At 49.0% G+C, this 17,127-nt stretch carries 17 protein-coding genes; all 17 read right to left on the bottom strand.

What is annotated here, in order from left to right; translation table 11 throughout:
• A partial coding sequence (locus tag PCH02S_RS27440) for a transcriptional regulator (RefSeq protein WP_127457293.1) occupies positions 1-686 on the bottom strand: 686 nt, incomplete at its 3' end.
• A 573-nt stretch (positions 687-1,259) separates the two neighbouring features.
• On the bottom strand, positions 1,260-2,438 hold the full coding sequence (locus PCH02S_RS27445; RefSeq protein WP_127457294.1) for a DNA sulfur modification protein DndB: 1,179 nt from the start codon (positions 2,436-2,438) through the stop codon (positions 1,260-1,262).
• Complete coding sequence (locus PCH02S_RS27450; protein WP_127457295.1) at positions 2,438-3,574, bottom strand: DNA sulfur modification protein DndB; 1,137 nt, start codon at positions 3,572-3,574, stop codon at positions 2,438-2,440. Before PCH02S_RS27450 ends, PCH02S_RS27445 begins: the two co-directional genes overlap by 1 nt.
• Positions 3,575-3,667: 93 nt before the next feature.
• Positions 3,668-4,843, bottom strand: coding sequence for an aminotransferase class I/II-fold pyridoxal phosphate-dependent enzyme (locus tag PCH02S_RS27455; protein WP_127457296.1), 1,176 nt, complete (start codon positions 4,841-4,843; stop codon positions 3,668-3,670).
• A 32-nt stretch (positions 4,844-4,875) separates the two neighbouring features.
• Complete coding sequence (locus tag PCH02S_RS27460) at positions 4,876-5,973, bottom strand: site-2 protease family protein (RefSeq protein ID WP_127457297.1); 1,098 nt, start codon at positions 5,971-5,973, stop codon at positions 4,876-4,878.
• A 7-nt stretch (positions 5,974-5,980) separates the two neighbouring features.
• On the bottom strand, positions 5,981-6,349 hold the full coding sequence (locus PCH02S_RS27465) for an arsenate reductase family protein (protein WP_127457298.1): 369 nt from the start codon (positions 6,347-6,349) through the stop codon (positions 5,981-5,983).
• A gap of 125 nt (positions 6,350-6,474) precedes the next feature.
• Positions 6,475-7,416 carry an RluA family pseudouridine synthase gene (locus PCH02S_RS27470; protein WP_164819762.1) on the bottom strand — a complete coding sequence of 314 codons (942 nt, stop codon included), beginning with the start codon at positions 7,414-7,416 and terminating at the stop codon, positions 6,475-6,477.
• Positions 7,413-7,982 carry a cob(I)yrinic acid a,c-diamide adenosyltransferase gene (locus PCH02S_RS27475; protein ID WP_127457300.1) on the bottom strand — a complete coding sequence of 190 codons (570 nt, stop codon included), beginning with the start codon at positions 7,980-7,982 and terminating at the stop codon, positions 7,413-7,415. The genes PCH02S_RS27470 and PCH02S_RS27475 overlap by 4 nt, the downstream gene beginning before the upstream one ends.
• Positions 7,979-9,583 (bottom strand): cobyric acid synthase, encoded by a 1,605-nt coding sequence (locus tag PCH02S_RS27480; RefSeq protein WP_127457301.1) that lies wholly within the window; start codon positions 9,581-9,583, stop codon positions 7,979-7,981. The genes PCH02S_RS27475 and PCH02S_RS27480 overlap by 4 nt, the downstream gene beginning before the upstream one ends.
• A complete protein-coding gene (gene cobD, locus PCH02S_RS27485; protein WP_127457302.1) occupies positions 9,576-10,682 on the bottom strand; it encodes a threonine-phosphate decarboxylase CobD in 1,107 nt (368 codons plus the stop codon). Before cobD ends, PCH02S_RS27480 begins: the two co-directional genes overlap by 8 nt.
• 17 nt (positions 10,683-10,699) lie before the next feature.
• Entirely contained in the window at positions 10,700-11,530 is an 831-nt protein-coding gene (cobS, locus tag PCH02S_RS27490; protein WP_127457303.1) for an adenosylcobinamide-GDP ribazoletransferase, read from the bottom strand.
• Entirely contained in the window at positions 11,506-12,480 is a 975-nt protein-coding gene (gene cbiB, locus PCH02S_RS27495) for an adenosylcobinamide-phosphate synthase CbiB (RefSeq protein WP_127457304.1), read from the bottom strand. Before cbiB ends, cobS begins: the two co-directional genes overlap by 25 nt.
• Before the next feature lie 23 nt (positions 12,481-12,503).
• On the bottom strand, positions 12,504-13,085 hold the full coding sequence (gene cobU, locus PCH02S_RS27500) for a bifunctional adenosylcobinamide kinase/adenosylcobinamide-phosphate guanylyltransferase (RefSeq protein ID WP_127457305.1): 582 nt from the start codon (positions 13,083-13,085) through the stop codon (positions 12,504-12,506).
• A 27-nt stretch (positions 13,086-13,112) separates the two neighbouring features.
• A complete protein-coding gene (cobT, locus tag PCH02S_RS27505) occupies positions 13,113-14,195 on the bottom strand; it encodes a nicotinate-nucleotide--dimethylbenzimidazole phosphoribosyltransferase (RefSeq protein WP_407670135.1) in 1,083 nt (360 codons plus the stop codon).
• 23 nt (positions 14,196-14,218) lie between these two features.
• Positions 14,219-14,995, bottom strand: coding sequence for a heme ABC transporter ATP-binding protein (locus tag PCH02S_RS27510; RefSeq protein ID WP_164819763.1), 777 nt, complete (start codon positions 14,993-14,995; stop codon positions 14,219-14,221).
• A 5-nt stretch (positions 14,996-15,000) separates the two neighbouring features.
• On the bottom strand, positions 15,001-16,038 hold the full coding sequence (locus PCH02S_RS27515; RefSeq protein ID WP_127457308.1) for a FecCD family ABC transporter permease: 1,038 nt from the start codon (positions 16,036-16,038) through the stop codon (positions 15,001-15,003).
• Positions 16,039-17,058 carry an ABC transporter substrate-binding protein gene (locus tag PCH02S_RS27520; protein WP_127457309.1) on the bottom strand — a complete coding sequence of 340 codons (1,020 nt, stop codon included), beginning with the start codon at positions 17,056-17,058 and terminating at the stop codon, positions 16,039-16,041.
• Positions 17,059-17,127 lie beyond the last annotated feature (69 nt).

Raw genomic sequence — 17,127 nt, forward strand, 5'->3', positions numbered from 1 at the left:
ATATCTAACGGACTCTGTTGCCGCGTAGTATTTGTCGACTCTGTCCGCAAGCAATACGTGCGGTACCTTTTGTGCCCACTATGCACAATCAAAAAGTCACGCTCTACTAAATCATGAAGGAGCCGCCGCGCATGGCGATCGGTGACTCGTAAATGGTCTGCTAATTCCATTGCTGTAAACGGGCGCAAAAGGCGACGAGAAAAGCGGACAACTTCTGCTTCAAGAAATGTTAACTCAGACGCCACCTCTGTCGAGAGAAAAATACCAATGAAGGAAAGGACGAGTTGTCGACACCGCCAAGGTTCATCTTTGATAGAAAGGTACGCGACAGGCAGAAATATCCAACGATCAAGCGCCATCAAACTATGCCGCCAACATAAATCCTTGAATCGATTGACATCCAGATCTCTGGCATGAGAACCATAACCTTGAATTTCAATAGCGCCCTTCATGCCGCCTGGCCTGTAAGCCAGATCCACATAGCGATAGCCACTGTTAAAATCACGCACCTCCCATTCAGGATAAAGGTGGTCAAAATTCCCCACGGTCGGATACCAAATGTTTCGGAGAAATTCCACCGTCCCATGACCTAGCCCATTTTCAAGCAATCCACACCTTCTCTGATTAGTTTCCTGTTTGATATTCATTTGCAGCCATTCCTCATATTTCTGATCAAAGCTTTGCACACGGTCCCACTCCTTTTTTGGACAAAATAAACACAAAAAGCCGCCCCGATACAATGTATCGAAGCGGCGTGTTCTTCACGACCGAATATAGTAAGTGTAACGTGAAATAAAGAGACTGTCCATCTGATCATTTCTGACCTTTCCAGACAGTCTCTTCCAACTTTTTTAATTAAGGGATGTGGATAACGGAGATTCTATCTACTGGGAAAAAGAATACAGTATTATTACTTGCAAGAACAACGTTACCATTTTCAATACCTAGGAATCTACCTGTGTGGTTCGGAGTAGTACCTGCATGGATTGTGATGACTGTACCAAGGCTGATGCGAGACAATGTAGCATATACGGAGCAACTCATCGTTTTCTCCTCCTTTCAATCTTTATAGTACATAGTATTCTAGTGACCTTTTTTGGTATAGACGAATGATGGAAGATATTCGTATATTTCGTATTTTTGTAGATTATGCGTTTCTATTCTTTCATTATTGGTTTGGATGAGACGAGCCTGCGCAAACCAAAAAAGCCTTCCTCTCACAACACTCGTTGAGAGAGAAAGGCACTGGGTCAAGCCTATTATGCTGTTGACTCTTCTTCTTCTGACGCATTCGCTGCTTCTGTGCCTTCGAGGAAAAATTGTACGAGTTTCACATGCTTTTTCAATGATTTTTCGTGAATCAGGTTGATTTTGCCATTATCCAATGCGCCGAAGACATAAATCAATTCCTCATTCTCATGGGACCAATCAAATCCTTCTAGAATTTGCAAGCAATCTGTCCATTCCTCGTTATATTGCCCGTTCGGGAATAAGAAACGGTTTGAATAGAGCGCGATGCTCTCTTGGATCACCCGATTTGCTGATGTATATTGCGCAAGACCCGGTTGCTCCGGCATCATCGGCAATAACGTATTGAAGAACTGGTGCAGGATCTCCACATACGTCGAAGGATCATGGCGGATCTTGCGTTGTAGCTCATAAGACGGCTGCATTCTGCCCGAAAACAACATGGTTGCTGTCGCATATAACCAGCTGAAGCATGTGAAATTACGGTTAAACGACGTCAAATTGCTGCGTCGCTCTACGCCAACAGCTTTGAGATATACGTTATGATCAACAACCTGCTGAATAACGAGATTAAGCGGATCAATGGAATCGAAAGAGTGACCGAGCTCTTTGCTCACCAGCTGGACTTTGGAGTTGATGTCGCCAAATAGCTGCTGCTCTTCTTCCTCCGTTAAGCCAATGTAGATTTGCACGGCAAGCTGTGTCTCCATCAAATCAAGGCGTCTGCTCTCAAGTTGATTGATCGTGCCTTCCGTTTCTTCCACTTCTTGCTTAATATCAGCATCTTCAGGCATCTTACGCTGTTTAATTTTCAGAAGCACCAGCTTCTTCTCGTAGCGTCGAACTTCCTTCTGCATTTGCTCATTCACATAACCAAGCGCCAGGATCCGATGCTGGCCGTCCAAAATAGAAAGCTTCGAACCATGCTTCAGCAAAAATTCTTTCTCACCTTTGGACAGTTGATTCACTTCACGCAGTGAAAGCGTAACCGGGCCGAAAAAGACATGATCCAGTTCGCGTTCTTGCAGATACGTGGAGATTTTACGTCTTTGCATATTACTTAGCTTCCGCTGTACCATAGGGTCGATCATCGTATAATTGAGCAAATCCTGAACGCGCAAGGCTACGGTTGAAAGCCCGAATTTCTCGCAAAACGGATGAATTGTCATTTTGAGGCGTAATCCTTCCATTAGCTCACATCCTCCTTATCGCTGATTAGGAAAGCATTCTGCTCTGTATAGAAATTTTTGATGAAATTATAAGCTTTCATGATCCGGGTACGTCTAGGTAAACGATCCTTCTCGTCTCCCGCGTAGATCCCGTTCCAATTCACATGAGGAAGTATTTTCAAAGCATGCTCAAGCGCATAACGATTGAATTTGCCTGTTTTCGTAGCTTCTTCATGGATGAACAAAGCAAGCGCAATTTGGATATTTTCCGTCCAAACGATTTCACCTTTGGCCGGCGCATCCAAATAATTCAGCAAGCCGTTAAAGTAGGTACCCGCTAAAGAGACCAGATCTTGAAGATCTTTGTCCTCATATTGGTAACCGTTATTCCGAGCCGCCGATTTCATTCTGCCTTCGAACAAGGCAACCAAAATTTCAATCAGCAAGTGATACGAGAACAAATACTCAGGCGATTTGCCGCGTTCAGAGAACATGTCAACGGTCAGCTTTTGCATAGCTGGGGCTTTGGAAGCAAGCTCCGTTGCAGCAACATGGTAAAATCTGCGTTGATCCCGAAGCACAGCCAAGTTGCCGCCAAGCTTGCGAGGAAGTTTGTTGATGTCGGAGAACAATTGGCGTTCTTGACGGGCGTTAATGTCCAAATAGGTCATTGTGGAAATCGGGAACGCATACAAACGGCGAAGCTTCTCTGTGATCTCTTCCATCTTTTCGTATTCCCGACGGTCTTTGGCGCGTGCCATCTGGCTTTGCAACGTTTCCATAATGCGTTGGAAAGCTGCCAGCCTATGCTGGCCATCGACCACATACAACTTCTCAATCGGTTGCAAACGAAGCGCTTGTTGTTCATCGTCATATTGACCCGCGCCTCTTGCTGAGAAAATAATGCCCGGGAAATAGATCGGTTGGCGATTTTCCAAGTACAGATTAACATAATCAATTAATTTAGAAAGATTGCGCGGAATAATCGCACGCTGAACTTCTAAATCAACTTCATAGAGTGAAAATAATTTGCTCATAGGTAATGTTGCTGCAATTGTCGCTTGCCCAAACGTCTGTCCCAAGACTCCAGGAATTTCTACATACGATGAAGGCTTCTGCTCAGCTAAGAGCTCTGATAATGAGGAAATGGCGTCCATATGCTTACCCCTTTCAACTATTAAGGTTTAATCTTCTTGTGCAAAAAAATCATATATCTCTCATTCTCCTATTTTTACCAAAACCTCTAATTTTCATTCTACGGTTCGAAGCCAATCGCCTATGCGTCTTGCCGCCTCAAGTAATCTGGCTTCATCCTGCACCAAAGCAATTCGTACAAAGCCTTCTCCTTCTGCTCCGAAAGCGTCTCCAGGTATAACAACGACACCGGCACGGAACAGCATTTCCCGGGAAATTTGTCGAGATGTCCATCCTTTTGGAATGGGTGCCCAGATAAACATGGTTGCCTTGGGTGGCGGTATCCTCCAACCGGCATCTGCTAAAGCCGAAATAAACACATTTCGCCTTCTTTCATAAACGCCGGCAACGGAATGATCGTGTTCCATATCTTCTTCTAATGCTGCAATTCCGGCCGCTTGGATGGCTCCGAATACGCCATAATCGATATTCGATTTGAGCGTTCGCAGCGCTTTTACCGCAGCCGCATTTCCAGTTAGGAACGCGATCCGACAACCTGCCATATTAAAGCTTTTGGACAGTGAATGAAACTCGACAGCAACCTCCTTAGCGCCCTCGATCTCTAAAATGCTGATCGGTTTAAAGCCGTCAAAAGCCATTTCAGAGTAGGCTAGATCGTGTACGACAAGCAATTCATGCTTTTTGGCATAAGCTATCAAATGCTCAAAAAAAGCACGATCTGCAACAGCAGACAACGGATTGCTCGGATAGTTTAACAGGATGAATTTCGCTTTGGCAGCCACGTCTACTGGGATGTCATCTAATTGGGGCAAAAAATCATTTGCAGCGCGCAGGGGAAGCAAGTAAGGCTCAACTCCCGCTAGCACGAGACTTGCCGAATATATGGGGTAACCTGGATCGGGAACAATAGCAATGTCCCCAGGATCACAGAGTGAAAGCGCCAAATGAGCAAGACCATCTTGAGAACCCATTAACGTCAAAATTTCATTATCGGGATTAAGCTCTACACCGAATCGGAACTGGTACCATCTGGCTACCGCTTCACGAAAAGCCAAACTTCCTTCCGATGTTGGATATCCATAGTGTGCCGGGTTGCGCACGGCCTCTGTAATGGCTTCAATAATGCGTTCAGACGGCGGTAGGTCAGGACTTCCTATACCTAAATCTATGACGTCTACCCCTTGGTTCATAACCTCTCTCTTCCAATCCGCCACTTCCGAAAAAATAGCCGATCCTAGCTGGCTAAGCCGTTTTGATCCCATAAATGTCATGATAGTTTTCCTCGTTATGTTGTATTAAACAGTCAATCCATAATTCCTGCTTGATGAACCAGTCTGATCATATAAAGTAAAAATAAAATGAGCCCGAAATAAGCTGCTCCGAATTTCCAACGGGTTTTGGCCGGAACCTCATAGTATCGCTCCTGATTGCCCAAAGGTGTAAAATCGACCTGTACCTGCAGACCTAGATAAAATCCGCTTTCTTTCTGCAAACGGTCTACTTTGACAAGCTGTACTCTTCGAATCAAGGCTTGCTGAGGCAAGTAGGCTTGTCCTTCAAAACCGATTCCTTGCCAGTACATAACAATCGTTTGCCTGCCGTCACCTACGCCCTGTAAATCCGAATATGTTGTAAAATCCAAATCGCGGGTGTGATTCTCGCCTGGGATCATATACCCTTGTTGAAGTAAATGGTTGGCAGCAAATTCAAAACGGGTAGCAACGGAAACTAACTGCTCTTTATGTCTGTATTTCACGTATTTCTTATACAAATCCCAGGCAAACATCGCCCAGATCGCAAAGAAAATAAGCTGATTAACATAATGGTCCAGATAAAAAATAAAGACTAAACCGCCAATTAAACCGACAATCCATAACCAACGGGTGACAGCCGTTGCAATTCGACCGCCATCCAATGGATGAATCGGCAATAAATTAATTAAATTCAGGTAAAACGCAGCATAAGCGACCGAAACAATAACAGGGGAATCCACATACATGCCTAGTGCAAATGCAGCAACGCCGCCTACCGTCCCGAGAATAGGCCCTCCGATACCGATAAAAGCTTCTGTTGCTGCATCAGACGGATTTTTTTTCATTGTTATCAATGCGCCTAGAAAAGGGATAAAAACAGGCGCCGAGACAGGAAGCCCTTTTAACTTTGCCGCTAAAACATGACCAAGTTCATGAATCAGAATCATGACTACTATGCCAATAGCAAAAGGAAGCGGTGCGAGATAAGCGTATGCCCAAATCGTAATAAACATCGAAATGACGGCCCCGCCGACCTTGCCGAATTTCAAGGCTGCCAAAAGCAGCTTTCCTTGCGATAGCAAAACCGCGAGGAAACCGCCTATGGCTAGCGGTGATTTTTTGCGTGGTGGTTTCTGTTTCTCATCCAACCTCACCTCACCCCCTTGCCCATGCTTCCTCAAATTCAGCTTCTTTAAAGCCAACCGTGACTTTCGCACCATCTGTTACAATAGGACGTTTGATCAGTCTGCCGTTTGAAGCTAACAGTTCCAACATTTGCTCATTCGTCATGCCCGGGAGCTTATCTTTCAAATTCATTTCTTTGTACACTTCACCAGAGGTGTTAAAAAACTTCTTGATGCCAAGCCCGCTGTCGCTTAACAGCTTGGCCAACTCGCCAGCAGAAGGCGGCGTCTCGAATAACGGAACGTTCTCCGTGATTTCGACGTCATGCGCTTTTAGCCATTTCAGGGCTGCTCGGCATGTGCCGCATTTATCATAGCTAAATACTTTTACTCTCATGATGTAAGGACTCCTTTATGTATGTGGGAAGCTAATTCATAATTACTTAAAATTTTGGGCTAATTTAATTCGAAAGTCAAGTTATTCCAAACAAAAACCATCCTAAAATTTGGATGGTTTTTGTAAAACTAGTTATTTTTTTGTAGCCACGCTTGTAAACCGGCTAAATCTGCAGGAAGCGGAGCGTTAAATTCTGCCCATTCCCTTGTCCCAGGATGAACAAAGCCGAGCCTGAAAGCATGCAGCGCCTGCCGATTCAGCCGCTTGCCAGCCTCTTCAGCCGCCGGACTCGTCTCAAACTCGGGCAATGTGTACATTTTATCCCCGATTAGCGGGTGACCTAAATGCCGCATATGTACGCGAATTTGGTGCGTTCTCCCGGTCTCGAGCCAAATACGAACTAAAGCAGCCTGAGCATATTGCTCCACGACTTCATAATGGGTGACAGCCGAATAACCCTCCGGAGTGACGATACGGACATGCGGTTGTTCCGGATCGCGGTCGATAGGCTCGTTAATCGTGCCTTTCGTTTCCTCAAAACGTCCCCAAACAAAGGTCAAGTATTCCTTTTTCACCTGATGCTGTATCATCTGCTCGGATATTTGCTGGTGCACATATGGCGTCTTGGCGATTGCCAATACACCGGATGTTTCTTGATCCAGCCGATGCACAGGGCGGAAACGGCATATGATGCCAGCCTGCTGCCAGTGATACACGACACCGTTAGCGATCGTATTCACGTAGTGTCCATGTGTGGGATGCACGATAATTCCGGCGTCTTTGGCCAAGATCAGCAGATGCTCATCTTCATGAAGAATATGCAGAGGAAGGTCTTGCGGCAAAATATCCTCGGACGTTTCCTCCTCCATACGGATCTCTACACGGTCTCCTGCTTTCACCTTGATATTAATGTACTGCCTGACGCCATTCACAGTAATGCCTTGTTCCGTCAATTTAATGCGGGACAGCAGCTTGCGCGAGACCATCAATCTTTTTTGCAGCACCGTCTTCAGTATAAAACCTTCTTCCTCAGGCGGCACCATATATACTAGCGGTTCATAATAGCTCATGATTTACGTCTAAACACCTCGGCGCTGCGTACATACTCCACATCTGCAATCCCCTCGCGGTGATTCGCTGTGCGGGCAATCGTAAAGAACAAATCGGACAGCCGGTTCAAGTATCTGCGTACTTCCGGATTAATTTCCTGTGTGCGTGCGAGGGTGACAACCCTGCGTTCCGCTCTGCGGCAAACCGTGCGGCATACATGCAGCGTAGAGGATACGCTTCCACCGCCAGGTAAGATAAAGCGTGTAATATCCGGCGTTTCCGCATCGTATTTATCGATCCACGCCTCTAGCGCATCCACCATTGCTGCAGTAACTTTGTATGGACGCAGTTCCTGCTTTAAGAGCGCAAGATCCGACCCGCAGTCGAACAGCTCATGCTGCACCTGGAGCAAATCCGGCAGGAGATCCGGATATTTGGCCGGGTCCATAAAGCTCATGGCCTGGCCCACATAACAATTCAATTCATCCGTCGTGCCGTATGCTTCAACACGAGCATCGTCTTTATCCACACGACCGCCAATTACGCCTGTCTGTCCGGCATCCCCGGTGCGAGTATAAATTTTCATTCTATGACGTCCTCCCTTTGACAAGGCTGTGATACCTTCATCATCTCATAAACGCGCTGCATATCCAAGTGACTTCTAACATGGTCAGCCAGCCTATTGAACGCGGCCTCTCTGCGTTCTTTGAAGCGCAAGCCCCCGTCAACAGGCGTGAGCCCTTTCATTTTCCGAATCCGGTTTAACCATGCTCTCCGAAAATCATCATTATGCAAAATGCCGTGCACATAAGTCCCCCAAACACGTCCCTGTTCCACAGCTGCTCCGTCTCCGTGCAACACATGATCCGAGGCAATCGCCTCATCATTGATATACGCTCTAATTTGAAAAGGCATGACGACATCTTCCAAAAACCTCGTACGCCCCATATGGATTTCGTACCCGTCAATTTCAAACATCCGGCCGGCATCAGCATCATCTGCAAAAAGCGAAGAACTACCCTGCACTTGAACCGTACGTTTGTCCGGAGTAAACACGGTCTCTGTCGGCAAAAGCCCCATTCCCTCAAGCTCAGGATGATCGGATTCATGGCCTTGCGGATCAAGCAGCCTAACGCCAAGCATCTGATAACCCGCACAAATGCCGGTAACCCATCCATTCTCGGACAACGCAAAAGCTTTGATACGCGCTGCCAAGCCGGACTCGTTCAAGTGCCGCAGATCATCCATCGTATTTTTACTTCCCGGAATCAAGACAACGTCAGGATCCCCCCAATCGGAGAGATGGGTAATGTATCTGAAATGAACATCTTTTTCTTCCTGCAGCGGATCAAAATCCGTAAAATTAGATAAACGAGGCAAGCGAATCACAGCAACATCCAGCTGATCCTTTGCTTTCTCAGGCGCGCTTTGAGCCCTCTTCTGCATACGTTTGGAATCCAGAGAAGCGGAATCTTCATCCTCAATGCCAAGCTGCGGCAAATAGGGGATCACGCCTAACACAGGTTTCCCTGTCTTTTCCTCCAACCAATCCAATCCCGGTTTCAGCAGGCTGACATCTCCACGGAACTTATTAATGATAAAACCTTTAACACGATCTCGTTCTTCCGGCGTCAAAATTTCCAACGTCCCAACAATCGATGCAAAGACACCACCACGATCAATATCGGCGACGAGAAGCACCGGCGCATCCGCCCATCCGGCCAAACGCATGTTAACGATGTCGCGATCTTTCAGGTTAACTTCGGCGGGGCTTCCCGCACCCTCAAGCACCACAATCTCATATTCACTGCGCAGCCGGCCTAAGGCATCTTTGACAATCGCTTCCGCCTTCGGCAGGTACGACTCGCGATAGGTCCTTGCATCTAAATCCGAGTATGGCTTGCCGTGCACAATCACCTGAGCGACCATATCCTGCTTCGGCTTAAGTAAAATTGGATTCATATCCGTTGTAGCTAAAATGCGGCAGGCATCAGCCTGTACGCCTTGAGCCCGTCCAATCTCTTTCCCGTCAAAAGTCACGTAGGAATTAAGCGACATATTTTGTGATTTAAAAGGGGCTGTCTGCCAGCCATCCTGAACGAGAATACGGCATAACGCCGCCGTAAGAATGCTTTTGCCAACATCCGAAGCAGTGCCTTGAATCATTAACGTTGCGGCTTTAGCCATGCGTTCGACCTCGATTCTGAGCCAAAGCTGCCACTGTCTGCCGAAGCCCTTCAATTAACCGCTCATTGTCTTCGCGAAGTCGAATCGCGACTCGACAATATTCTTCGTTCAAGCCTTCAAACAGCGATGCGTCTCTAATCAAAATCCCCATTTGTCCCATATGTTTTTGTGCCTGTTTTACCGTTAAGCCTAATGCTGGAGGAAAAGAAAACAATACAAAGTTCACATCCGTAGGCACTACATCTAAGCCCAATTGCTGCAGCTGCTCAGAGAGCCACGCTTTCTCATCCTGCAGCCAATGACGGCTCGCCAGCTCAAACTCCTCATCCTCAAGGACAGCCGTACCGATGCGCTGAGCCAAATAATTAACGCTCCACTGCACTTGCTGCTGCCTAATTTCCCGAATCAAGTCCGGGTGCGCCACCATAAACCCTAGCCGAATGCCTGGAATCGAATAAAATTTCGTCATCGAACGAATAACAATGAGCTTCCGGCTCGTTGAAGCCAGCTTAAGCAACGAGTGCTCCTGCTCATTGGGCACAAAATCCATGAACGCCTCATCGAGCACGCAGCTGCGACCACTCACTAGAAGGCTATCTACAACGTGTCGAGGAAGCAGCCGGCCTGTCGGATTGTTCGGGTGGCCCAGGAAAAAGAGATCCACAGCCGATATTGCGGCTTCCACATCCTGCTGTTGCAGCTCAAACTGATGGGATGATCGCAGCGGGATATTGTAAATCCTGCCGCCTGTTTTGTGAATCGCTTCCTCATATTCGCTGAATGACGGCCTTGCAAGGCCCGTCACGGATGGCTTCAATACCCTTGCTGTCAAATCGATCAGCTCTGCCGCCCCATTGCCGACCAAGATGCTCTCCATCTCAATTTCATATTTCTGAGCGAGCTTACGGCGCAATTCACGGACCGCAGGATCTGGATACTTCACGACATCCCTCCAGGCATCCATCCATATCCCTTTCATAGCGGGAGGCGGTCCCAACGGATTCATATTTGAGCTAAAATCAAGAAATTCATCTCTCGACAAGCCGAACGCTTCTTCAGCAGTCCAGAGATCGCCTCCGTGTCCGTAGCGTTCTAACATGAATTCCACTCCTTTCTTTATGGTGTTGCACAAATAACGACGCCAAGCAGGAGAATCGCTTCAAGCAGCTCGTTCATAGCACCATAGGTATCTCCGGTCAGCCCCCCTAATTTACGGCTGATGTAAGTAGCAATCAGCCATCCTGCCAAGCATGTGGCAGAGGCAAAATAGAGAGGGACAGGCCAAACGGCTGCATCCGAAACGGTATCACCAAAACTAACAAAAAGAGTAGTTGTAAACAGGGCTACTACTAATGAAATAGCAACATGCCACTTTGTTACTCCCTGAAAAAAACTGCCTAAACCCGACTCTTTCCTCGCGTAAGGCCACCCCTGGATGGCTGCCGTCATAAACCATCTGCTCCAAACTGGGACAATCGCCAGCAGCAAATATCCCCTTATCCCAGTAGCTCCATCCCACTGATTGGACTCGAGCAGCGTGTAGAGAAGCGCGAACTTGAGCAGCAAATGAAGCACAGCCACAATGACGCCCATCGCTCCAACACGGCTGTCCTTCATGATTTCGAGCATTTGCTCGCGTGGTCTATGGCTGAGAATACCGTCTGCGGTGTCCATTAGGCCATCCAGATGCAGTCCGCCTGTCAAAACAACCCAAAGTCCCAGAAGCAGCACAGCTGCCGGAAGTGGAGGAAGGAACAGGCTTAGACCTTCACTCGCGAGAAGCAGCAGGAGACCTATCACGCCGCCGGCTAGCGGATAGAAGATCACACTGCGCCGAAAGACAAGGTCTGTATAGGTTATTTGCACGGGAATCGGCAAACGTGTTAGAAATTGAAAGGCTGCGATGCAAGCACGCAGCCAATCTAGAACAATACGAGCAGTATGCACAGCAATCCTCCCATCACTACAAAGCTGACGCCGTAAAGCATCCTGACGGCGTAGACAATATCCTGCTGCGTCCGCGGACGCAGCGGCCAGCCCAGGCGGGCGCGCTCACTCGCTACGCCGCCGTAGACGTTCAGCCCGCCAAGCTCAATTCCGAGTGCCCCGGCGACCGCCGACTCCGGAATTCCGCTGTTCGGGCTGGGGTGCAGGTGCGCGAAGCGGCGTATCGCCGCCGCTGCGCGCTTCGCCGAGAGGCCCGGCTGCAGCAGGGCGACGAGGATCAGCAGGAGGCCGGTCAGCCGGGCCGGGATCCAGTTCATGGCGTCGTCCCAGCGGGCCGACGCCCAGCCGAAATGACGGTAACGGTCATTTCGGTAGCCGACCATCGAATCCAGCGTATTCGATGCCCGATATAGCATAGCGAGCGGCGCTCCGCCGATCAGCGCATAGAAGAGCGGCGAAATCACCGCGTCAACAATGTTCTCCGCCACGGTTTCCACGACCGCGCGCGTAAGTTCTTCTTCGTCCAAGGCTTCCGTCTCACGGCCGACGATGTAGCCCGTATACTTGCGAGCGTCGGCAAGTTCGCCTTTGCGCAGCGGATTGTACACGAGATACGCGGCATCCTTGAGTCCCTTGATCGCAATCGTCGTTGAAATCAACCACGTACAGACGGCGTAACCGAGCCATTCGTGAACCGAACGCGCGGCTAGAACGAGGACGAATACACTCCCCGTGCCGACAATCAAAGTAGTAGTTGTAAGCACTACTCCTTTAAATTTTTCACTCGTGGGTGAGTCGTTTTTACTGCGCAGTAACCCTTCCATCCAGCGAATCCAACGCCCGATAAGAATAACGGGATGCGTCGGCCATCTCGGATCGCCAATGAGCCAATCCAGTACAATGGCAGCAGCCGTCATACTGACGATCTCCTGCCAGGAATAAATCCACATCAATTATCACCGCACCGATCCTCTTAAGGCTGCTTGCTTCCATCCAGCCGGTAAGCCATGCTTTTCAGTTCAATAGGGATCCCGACCGTTACCAGGAATACCTGCTCGCACACCTCAGCTAACCGCTGGTTCATTCTTCCGGCCAAATCGCGGAAGCTGCGGCCAAGCGGGTATTCCGGCACAATGCCGTCTCCGACTTCATTCGTTACCATGATGAGCTGTCCACGTCCACGGTAACCAGACACTGTATTCACCAGTTGTTCAACCTGCTTCATTACCAAAGTGGAAGGGTCCTGCTCGCCTTCATACTGGAGCAGCCAGTTGCTTAACCAGAGTGTTAAGCAATCGACCAGTACGACCGCCTCCTCGCCGCTCTCGTCCAGCTGCTGCAAGAGCTCGCACAGCCGAAACGGCTCCTCCCGGGTATCCCATGGATACCCCGAACTGAGCCTCGTCTGCTGGTGCAGACGAACCCGCTCCCTCATTTCCTCATCGTAGATGTGGGAGGTCGCGATATAGATCCCCCGCTCGCTGCCATGCATCGCGAGCTTCTCTGCAAAAGAGCTCTTGCCGCTGCGCGCGCCGCCCGTTACCAAAACCGCCATGGCGCTTCCGCCTCCTTCTCAGGCTGTCTACTCCCTCGACACGCCTGCGCTTTCGAATGTCGCCATCTCTCGCATGATCTTGCCTGCGGCTTCGATCAAGTTAAAGGCAAGCACCGCGCCTGTTCCTTCGCCCAGGCGCATATCCATTTGCAGCATCGCAGAGAGGCCCACAGCCTCAAGCATCTTCGCATGCCCCTGCTCCTGCGATAAGTGCGAGGCGAGCATGTAGGACGCGCTTAGCGGGGCTAATCGGCTCGCCACGAGCGCCGCCGCCGACGAGATGTAGCCGTCGACGACAACCGGACACCGATTCTTCGCTGCGCCAAGAATCACGCCAACCAGTCCGGCGATCTCCAATCCGCCGACCTTGCTCAACACTTCAAGCGCGAAATCCCCGCTTGTGCTGATCGCGTTGTCCTTCGCCGGACGAAGTCCGTTCACGTGGAGCGCCTTGTTGACGACCGACCGCTTATGCAGCCATTTCGCGTCGTCAATGCCTGTTCCGCGGCCTACGGATATTTCAGCATCCACACCGCCCAGTGCGCATAAAATTGCTGCGCTAGCCGTTGTGTTGCCGATCCCCATTTCACCGGTCGCGAAAAGTCGATAGCCCTGTTGAGCCAGGTCATCCACTAACTCAATGCCCGCCTCAATCGCTTGTACGGTTTCCTCTAACGTAAGCGCCGCTTCGCGCGCCATGTTGCGCGAGCCTTTTCTCACCTTGCGTGAAACAAGGTCGGGATGCTCCAGGTCCGCATTAACCCCCATATCGACGCAAACAACGTCTGCTCCCGCATGTCTGGCCAGCACATTAACCGCGGCACCGCCTTGCAGGAAGTTCAGCACCATCTGCGGCGTCACTTCCGCCGGGAAAGCACTAATGCCTTCCTCACAGACACCATGGTCGCCAGCCATCACAATGACCGCTTTTTTATCAAACAACGGCTTCACTTCACCGGTAATCCCGGCAACTTGTCGTGCAATATCTTCCAGCTTGCCTAAGCTCCCCTGTGGTTTGGTCAATTGATTCAAATGATCATTCGCCTGCTTCACCACATCTTCATGAATAGGCTCAATAGCGTCGATCATCGTTTGTAAATTACTCATCATCCATTCCTCCGTTACCAAGTTCATTATTTTCCAGGCTGCAATAAAATCTGTGGTGCTTGGTTCGTTGGGTGCTGCAGAACAATAGGTTCTGTTCCATAGACCTCTGTAATTAATTTACTTGTAATAATCTCGTCAGGCGTTCCTATCGCTGCCAACTCTCCGTTATGTATCACCATTAACCGTGTACAGTATTGCGCGGCCAAATTCAAATCGTGCAGAACCGCCACTACGGTTAACTGCGACTCGCTCTGCCATTCACGAATATAATCCATCATCTGTACTTGATACCCAATATCCAAAAAGGTTGTAGGCTCATCCAACATAAGCAATCGCGGCTGCTGAGCCATGACTTTCGCAAGCGCAACCCGCTGCCTCTCGCCGCCGCTAAGACGCTCAATCGTTCGTTCAACAAACGGCTCCAACTGCAGCTTCCGAATAATCGCTTCAATGAGTTGCTCCGCTTCCACGGTATCCTCGCCAAGCCAATTCTGAAACGGATAACGGCCCATCTCCACGACTTCGCGAATCGTGAATCCAACCGGCGGCAGTGCATCCTGCTGCAAAACGGCCAGCCATCTGGCCAGTTCCTTTCGTGAATAGGCCGACGCCGGTCGACCCTCCAGCTCTACTGAGCCTTTTTTAACCGGATCAATCCCGGAAAGAAGGCGTAGTAACGTCGATTTTCCGCTGCCATTTGGCCCAATAATGCCAAAAAACTCACCGTGTTGGACCTCAAAGCTTATATTCTCAAGTACCGGCCGTTCATGAAAGCTCTGGGAAAGCTGCTGCACTTTAATCATCTTTTTCAACCTCTTAACGTTTTCTTATCCTTATGTAGCAAATAGGCAAAAAATGGCGCCCCCAAAAACGCTGTGATAACTCCAAGCGGAATCTCCGTCGGACTTAGCAATGTACGAGCGAGCGTGTCCGCCCACAAGACATAGATGCCGCCGCCAATCGCGGACAAAGGAATAATAAGACGATAGTCCGGACCGACGATCAGACGAACCAAGTGAGGAATGATGAGTCCTACGAAGCCGATAACACCTGCTACAGAGACAGCTGCCGCCGTAATAAATGTAGCAACAATTAGCACAATCAGCTTCGTTCGTTCTACATTTACTCCCAAATGGGAAGCCTGCCGCTCTCCCAACGCAAGCAAATTCAATGATCTTGCATAACTAAGCAGTAATACTAAACCTATGACTAAATATGGCGAAATAATCGTTATGTACGGCCAGCCCCGCATCGCCAAGCTGCCCATTAACCAAAAAACAATTTCATTAATGACCTGCTTGGAAATCGAAACCATAAAGGAAACAATCGCGCCAAGAAAAGCCTGCATGACAACGCCGGACAAAATAAGCGTCTCCATTTTCAGCTTGCCATCGATCTGAGCCAGCTTAAGCACGAGGAAAAGGGAAATAAGTCCCGTTACAAAAGCAACAATCGGAACCGACCATTGCCCAAACAAAGCCATCTGCAGACCAAAATAGATTAAAAACGCCGCCCCGACCGAAGCACCTGAAGAAACCCCCAGCGCGTATGGATCTGCAAGCGGATTGCGCAGCACGCCCTGGAAAGCAGCTCCGGCAACGGAGAGTGAAGCCCCTACGAGAATCGCCAGCAATACACGAGGCAAACGAACCTTATTTATGATTTGCTCCGCAGATTGCTGCCAAGTGACGTCGATATAGTCACCAGCCCAAGGAATATGCTTCCCTAGGATGCCCGCAATTTGGAGTACTGGGAGATTAGCTGTTCCCAGCGATAAACTTGCCAGAATAGAAAGAAGAAGGAGTATAACCCCTACTCCTCCCCATAGCATTAGTTTTTTTTTCATTTATTTCACCAGTTCAGGATAAATGCCTTTCGCCATTTCCAGCAGTCCATCGGTCAATCTCGGTCCCGGACGGCTCAGCAGGTTCTGGTCAAGACCGATTACCTGTTTGTTCTTCACAGCTTCAATAGCATCCCAGCCGCTCCGTGTGCGAATAATTTCATCAAGCGACATCTTGCTTTTGGTATCCACGACACCGTTCGCAAAGAGAATAACAGCCGGGTTTTGTGCGATAATTTTCTCTTCGCTGATTTGGTACCAGCCTTTACCGTCGCCGGCTACGTTAATGCCGCCCGAAAGTTTGATCAGCTCGTCCATGAATTCGCCGCTGCCGACGGTCCAGCCCGGACTGAATTCTATGTATACTTTTTTCTTATTTTCCTGTTTTACATCTTTCACGGCATCGACAACCTTCTTACGATCCGCTTTCATCTTGGTGACGATTTTCTCAGCTTGCTCCTGACGATCTGTAATCAAACCATAGGTTTCAATGTTCGCAATCGCATCATCCAACGTCTTTGGCTCCACTTTAAACACGTTGATGTTCGATTCTCGCAGTTTTTCAACCGTGTCTGCTTTCATCGAGACACCTGTAAAGACAATATTTGCGTTAGTCGCAATCAAAGCTTCCTGGTTCGGCTTCGTGATACTTCCCAATTTGGGCTTGGACTTCGCTGCTTCCGGATAATCATCGAAATCGGAGACGCCGACAATCTTATCATCCAATCCAAGTGCAAAAAGTGCTTCCGTTTCTGCAGGAGAAACCGATGCGATCCGCTCCGGCGCCTTGTCAAAAGTGAATTCTTTCCCCGTTGCATCTTTAATTTTCAGCGGATAGGCCGTCTTTTTGGATGTCGCAGCTGCTGTTGCAGCAGGAGTAGGCGCCGTCGTTGTCTCTCCGCCAAGCTTAGATGGACTGGTAACTTCCGCTTCTTGCTTACCACAAGCCGCTAAGCTAACCGCTGTCGCTAAAGCAACCGATAAGAGGAGCGTCCTCTTGATCCCGTTCTTTTTCACTTGCATGGTGTAACCCCTTTCTCTGAAACCTGTGATTTCAATAAAACTCAAATAAAAAAACCCTCTGTTCCTAAG

Source organism: Paenibacillus chondroitinus NBRC 15376 (genome assembly GCF_004000765.1).
Taxonomy (GTDB): Bacteria; Bacillota; Bacilli; order Paenibacillales; family NBRC-103111; genus Paenibacillus_E; species Paenibacillus_E chondroitinus.

Bases quoted from the DNA above. Each gene is read 5' to 3' on its own strand.
- PCH02S_RS27445 (WP_127457294.1), bottom strand. From the start codon at position 2,438: ATGGAAGGATTACGCCTCAAAATGACAATTCATCCGTTTTGCGAGAAA.
- PCH02S_RS27450 (WP_127457295.1), bottom strand. From the start codon at position 3,574: ATGGACGCCATTTCCTCATTATCAGAGCTCTTAGCTGAGCAGAAGCCT.
- PCH02S_RS27455 (WP_127457296.1), bottom strand. From the start codon at position 4,843: ATGACATTTATGGGATCAAAACGGCTTAGCCAGCTAGGATCGGCTATT.
- PCH02S_RS27470 (WP_164819762.1), bottom strand. From the start codon at position 7,416: ATGAGCTATTATGAACCGCTAGTATATATGGTGCCGCCTGAGGAAGAA.
- PCH02S_RS27475 (WP_127457300.1), bottom strand. From the start codon at position 7,982: ATGAAAATTTATACTCGCACCGGGGATGCCGGACAGACAGGCGTAATT.
- PCH02S_RS27480 (WP_127457301.1), bottom strand. From the start codon at position 9,583: ATGGCTAAAGCCGCAACGTTAATGATTCAAGGCACTGCTTCGGATGTT.
- cobD (WP_127457302.1), bottom strand. From the start codon at position 10,682: ATGTTAGAACGCTACGGACACGGAGGCGATCTCTGGACTGCTGAAGAA.
- cbiB (WP_127457304.1), bottom strand. From the start codon at position 12,480: ATGTGGATTTATTCCTGGCAGGAGATCGTCAGTATGACGGCTGCTGCC.
- cobU (WP_127457305.1), bottom strand. From the start codon at position 13,085: ATGGCGGTTTTGGTAACGGGCGGCGCGCGCAGCGGCAAGAGCTCTTTT.
- cobT (WP_407670135.1), bottom strand. From the start codon at position 14,195: ATGATGAGTAATTTACAAACGATGATCGACGCTATTGAGCCTATTCAT.
- PCH02S_RS27510 (WP_164819763.1), bottom strand. From the start codon at position 14,995: ATGATTAAAGTGCAGCAGCTTTCCCAGAGCTTTCATGAACGGCCGGTA.
- PCH02S_RS27515 (WP_127457308.1), bottom strand. From the start codon at position 16,038: ATGAAAAAAAAACTAATGCTATGGGGAGGAGTAGGGGTTATACTCCTT.
- PCH02S_RS27520 (WP_127457309.1), bottom strand. From the start codon at position 17,058: ATGCAAGTGAAAAAGAACGGGATCAAGAGGACGCTCCTCTTATCGGTT.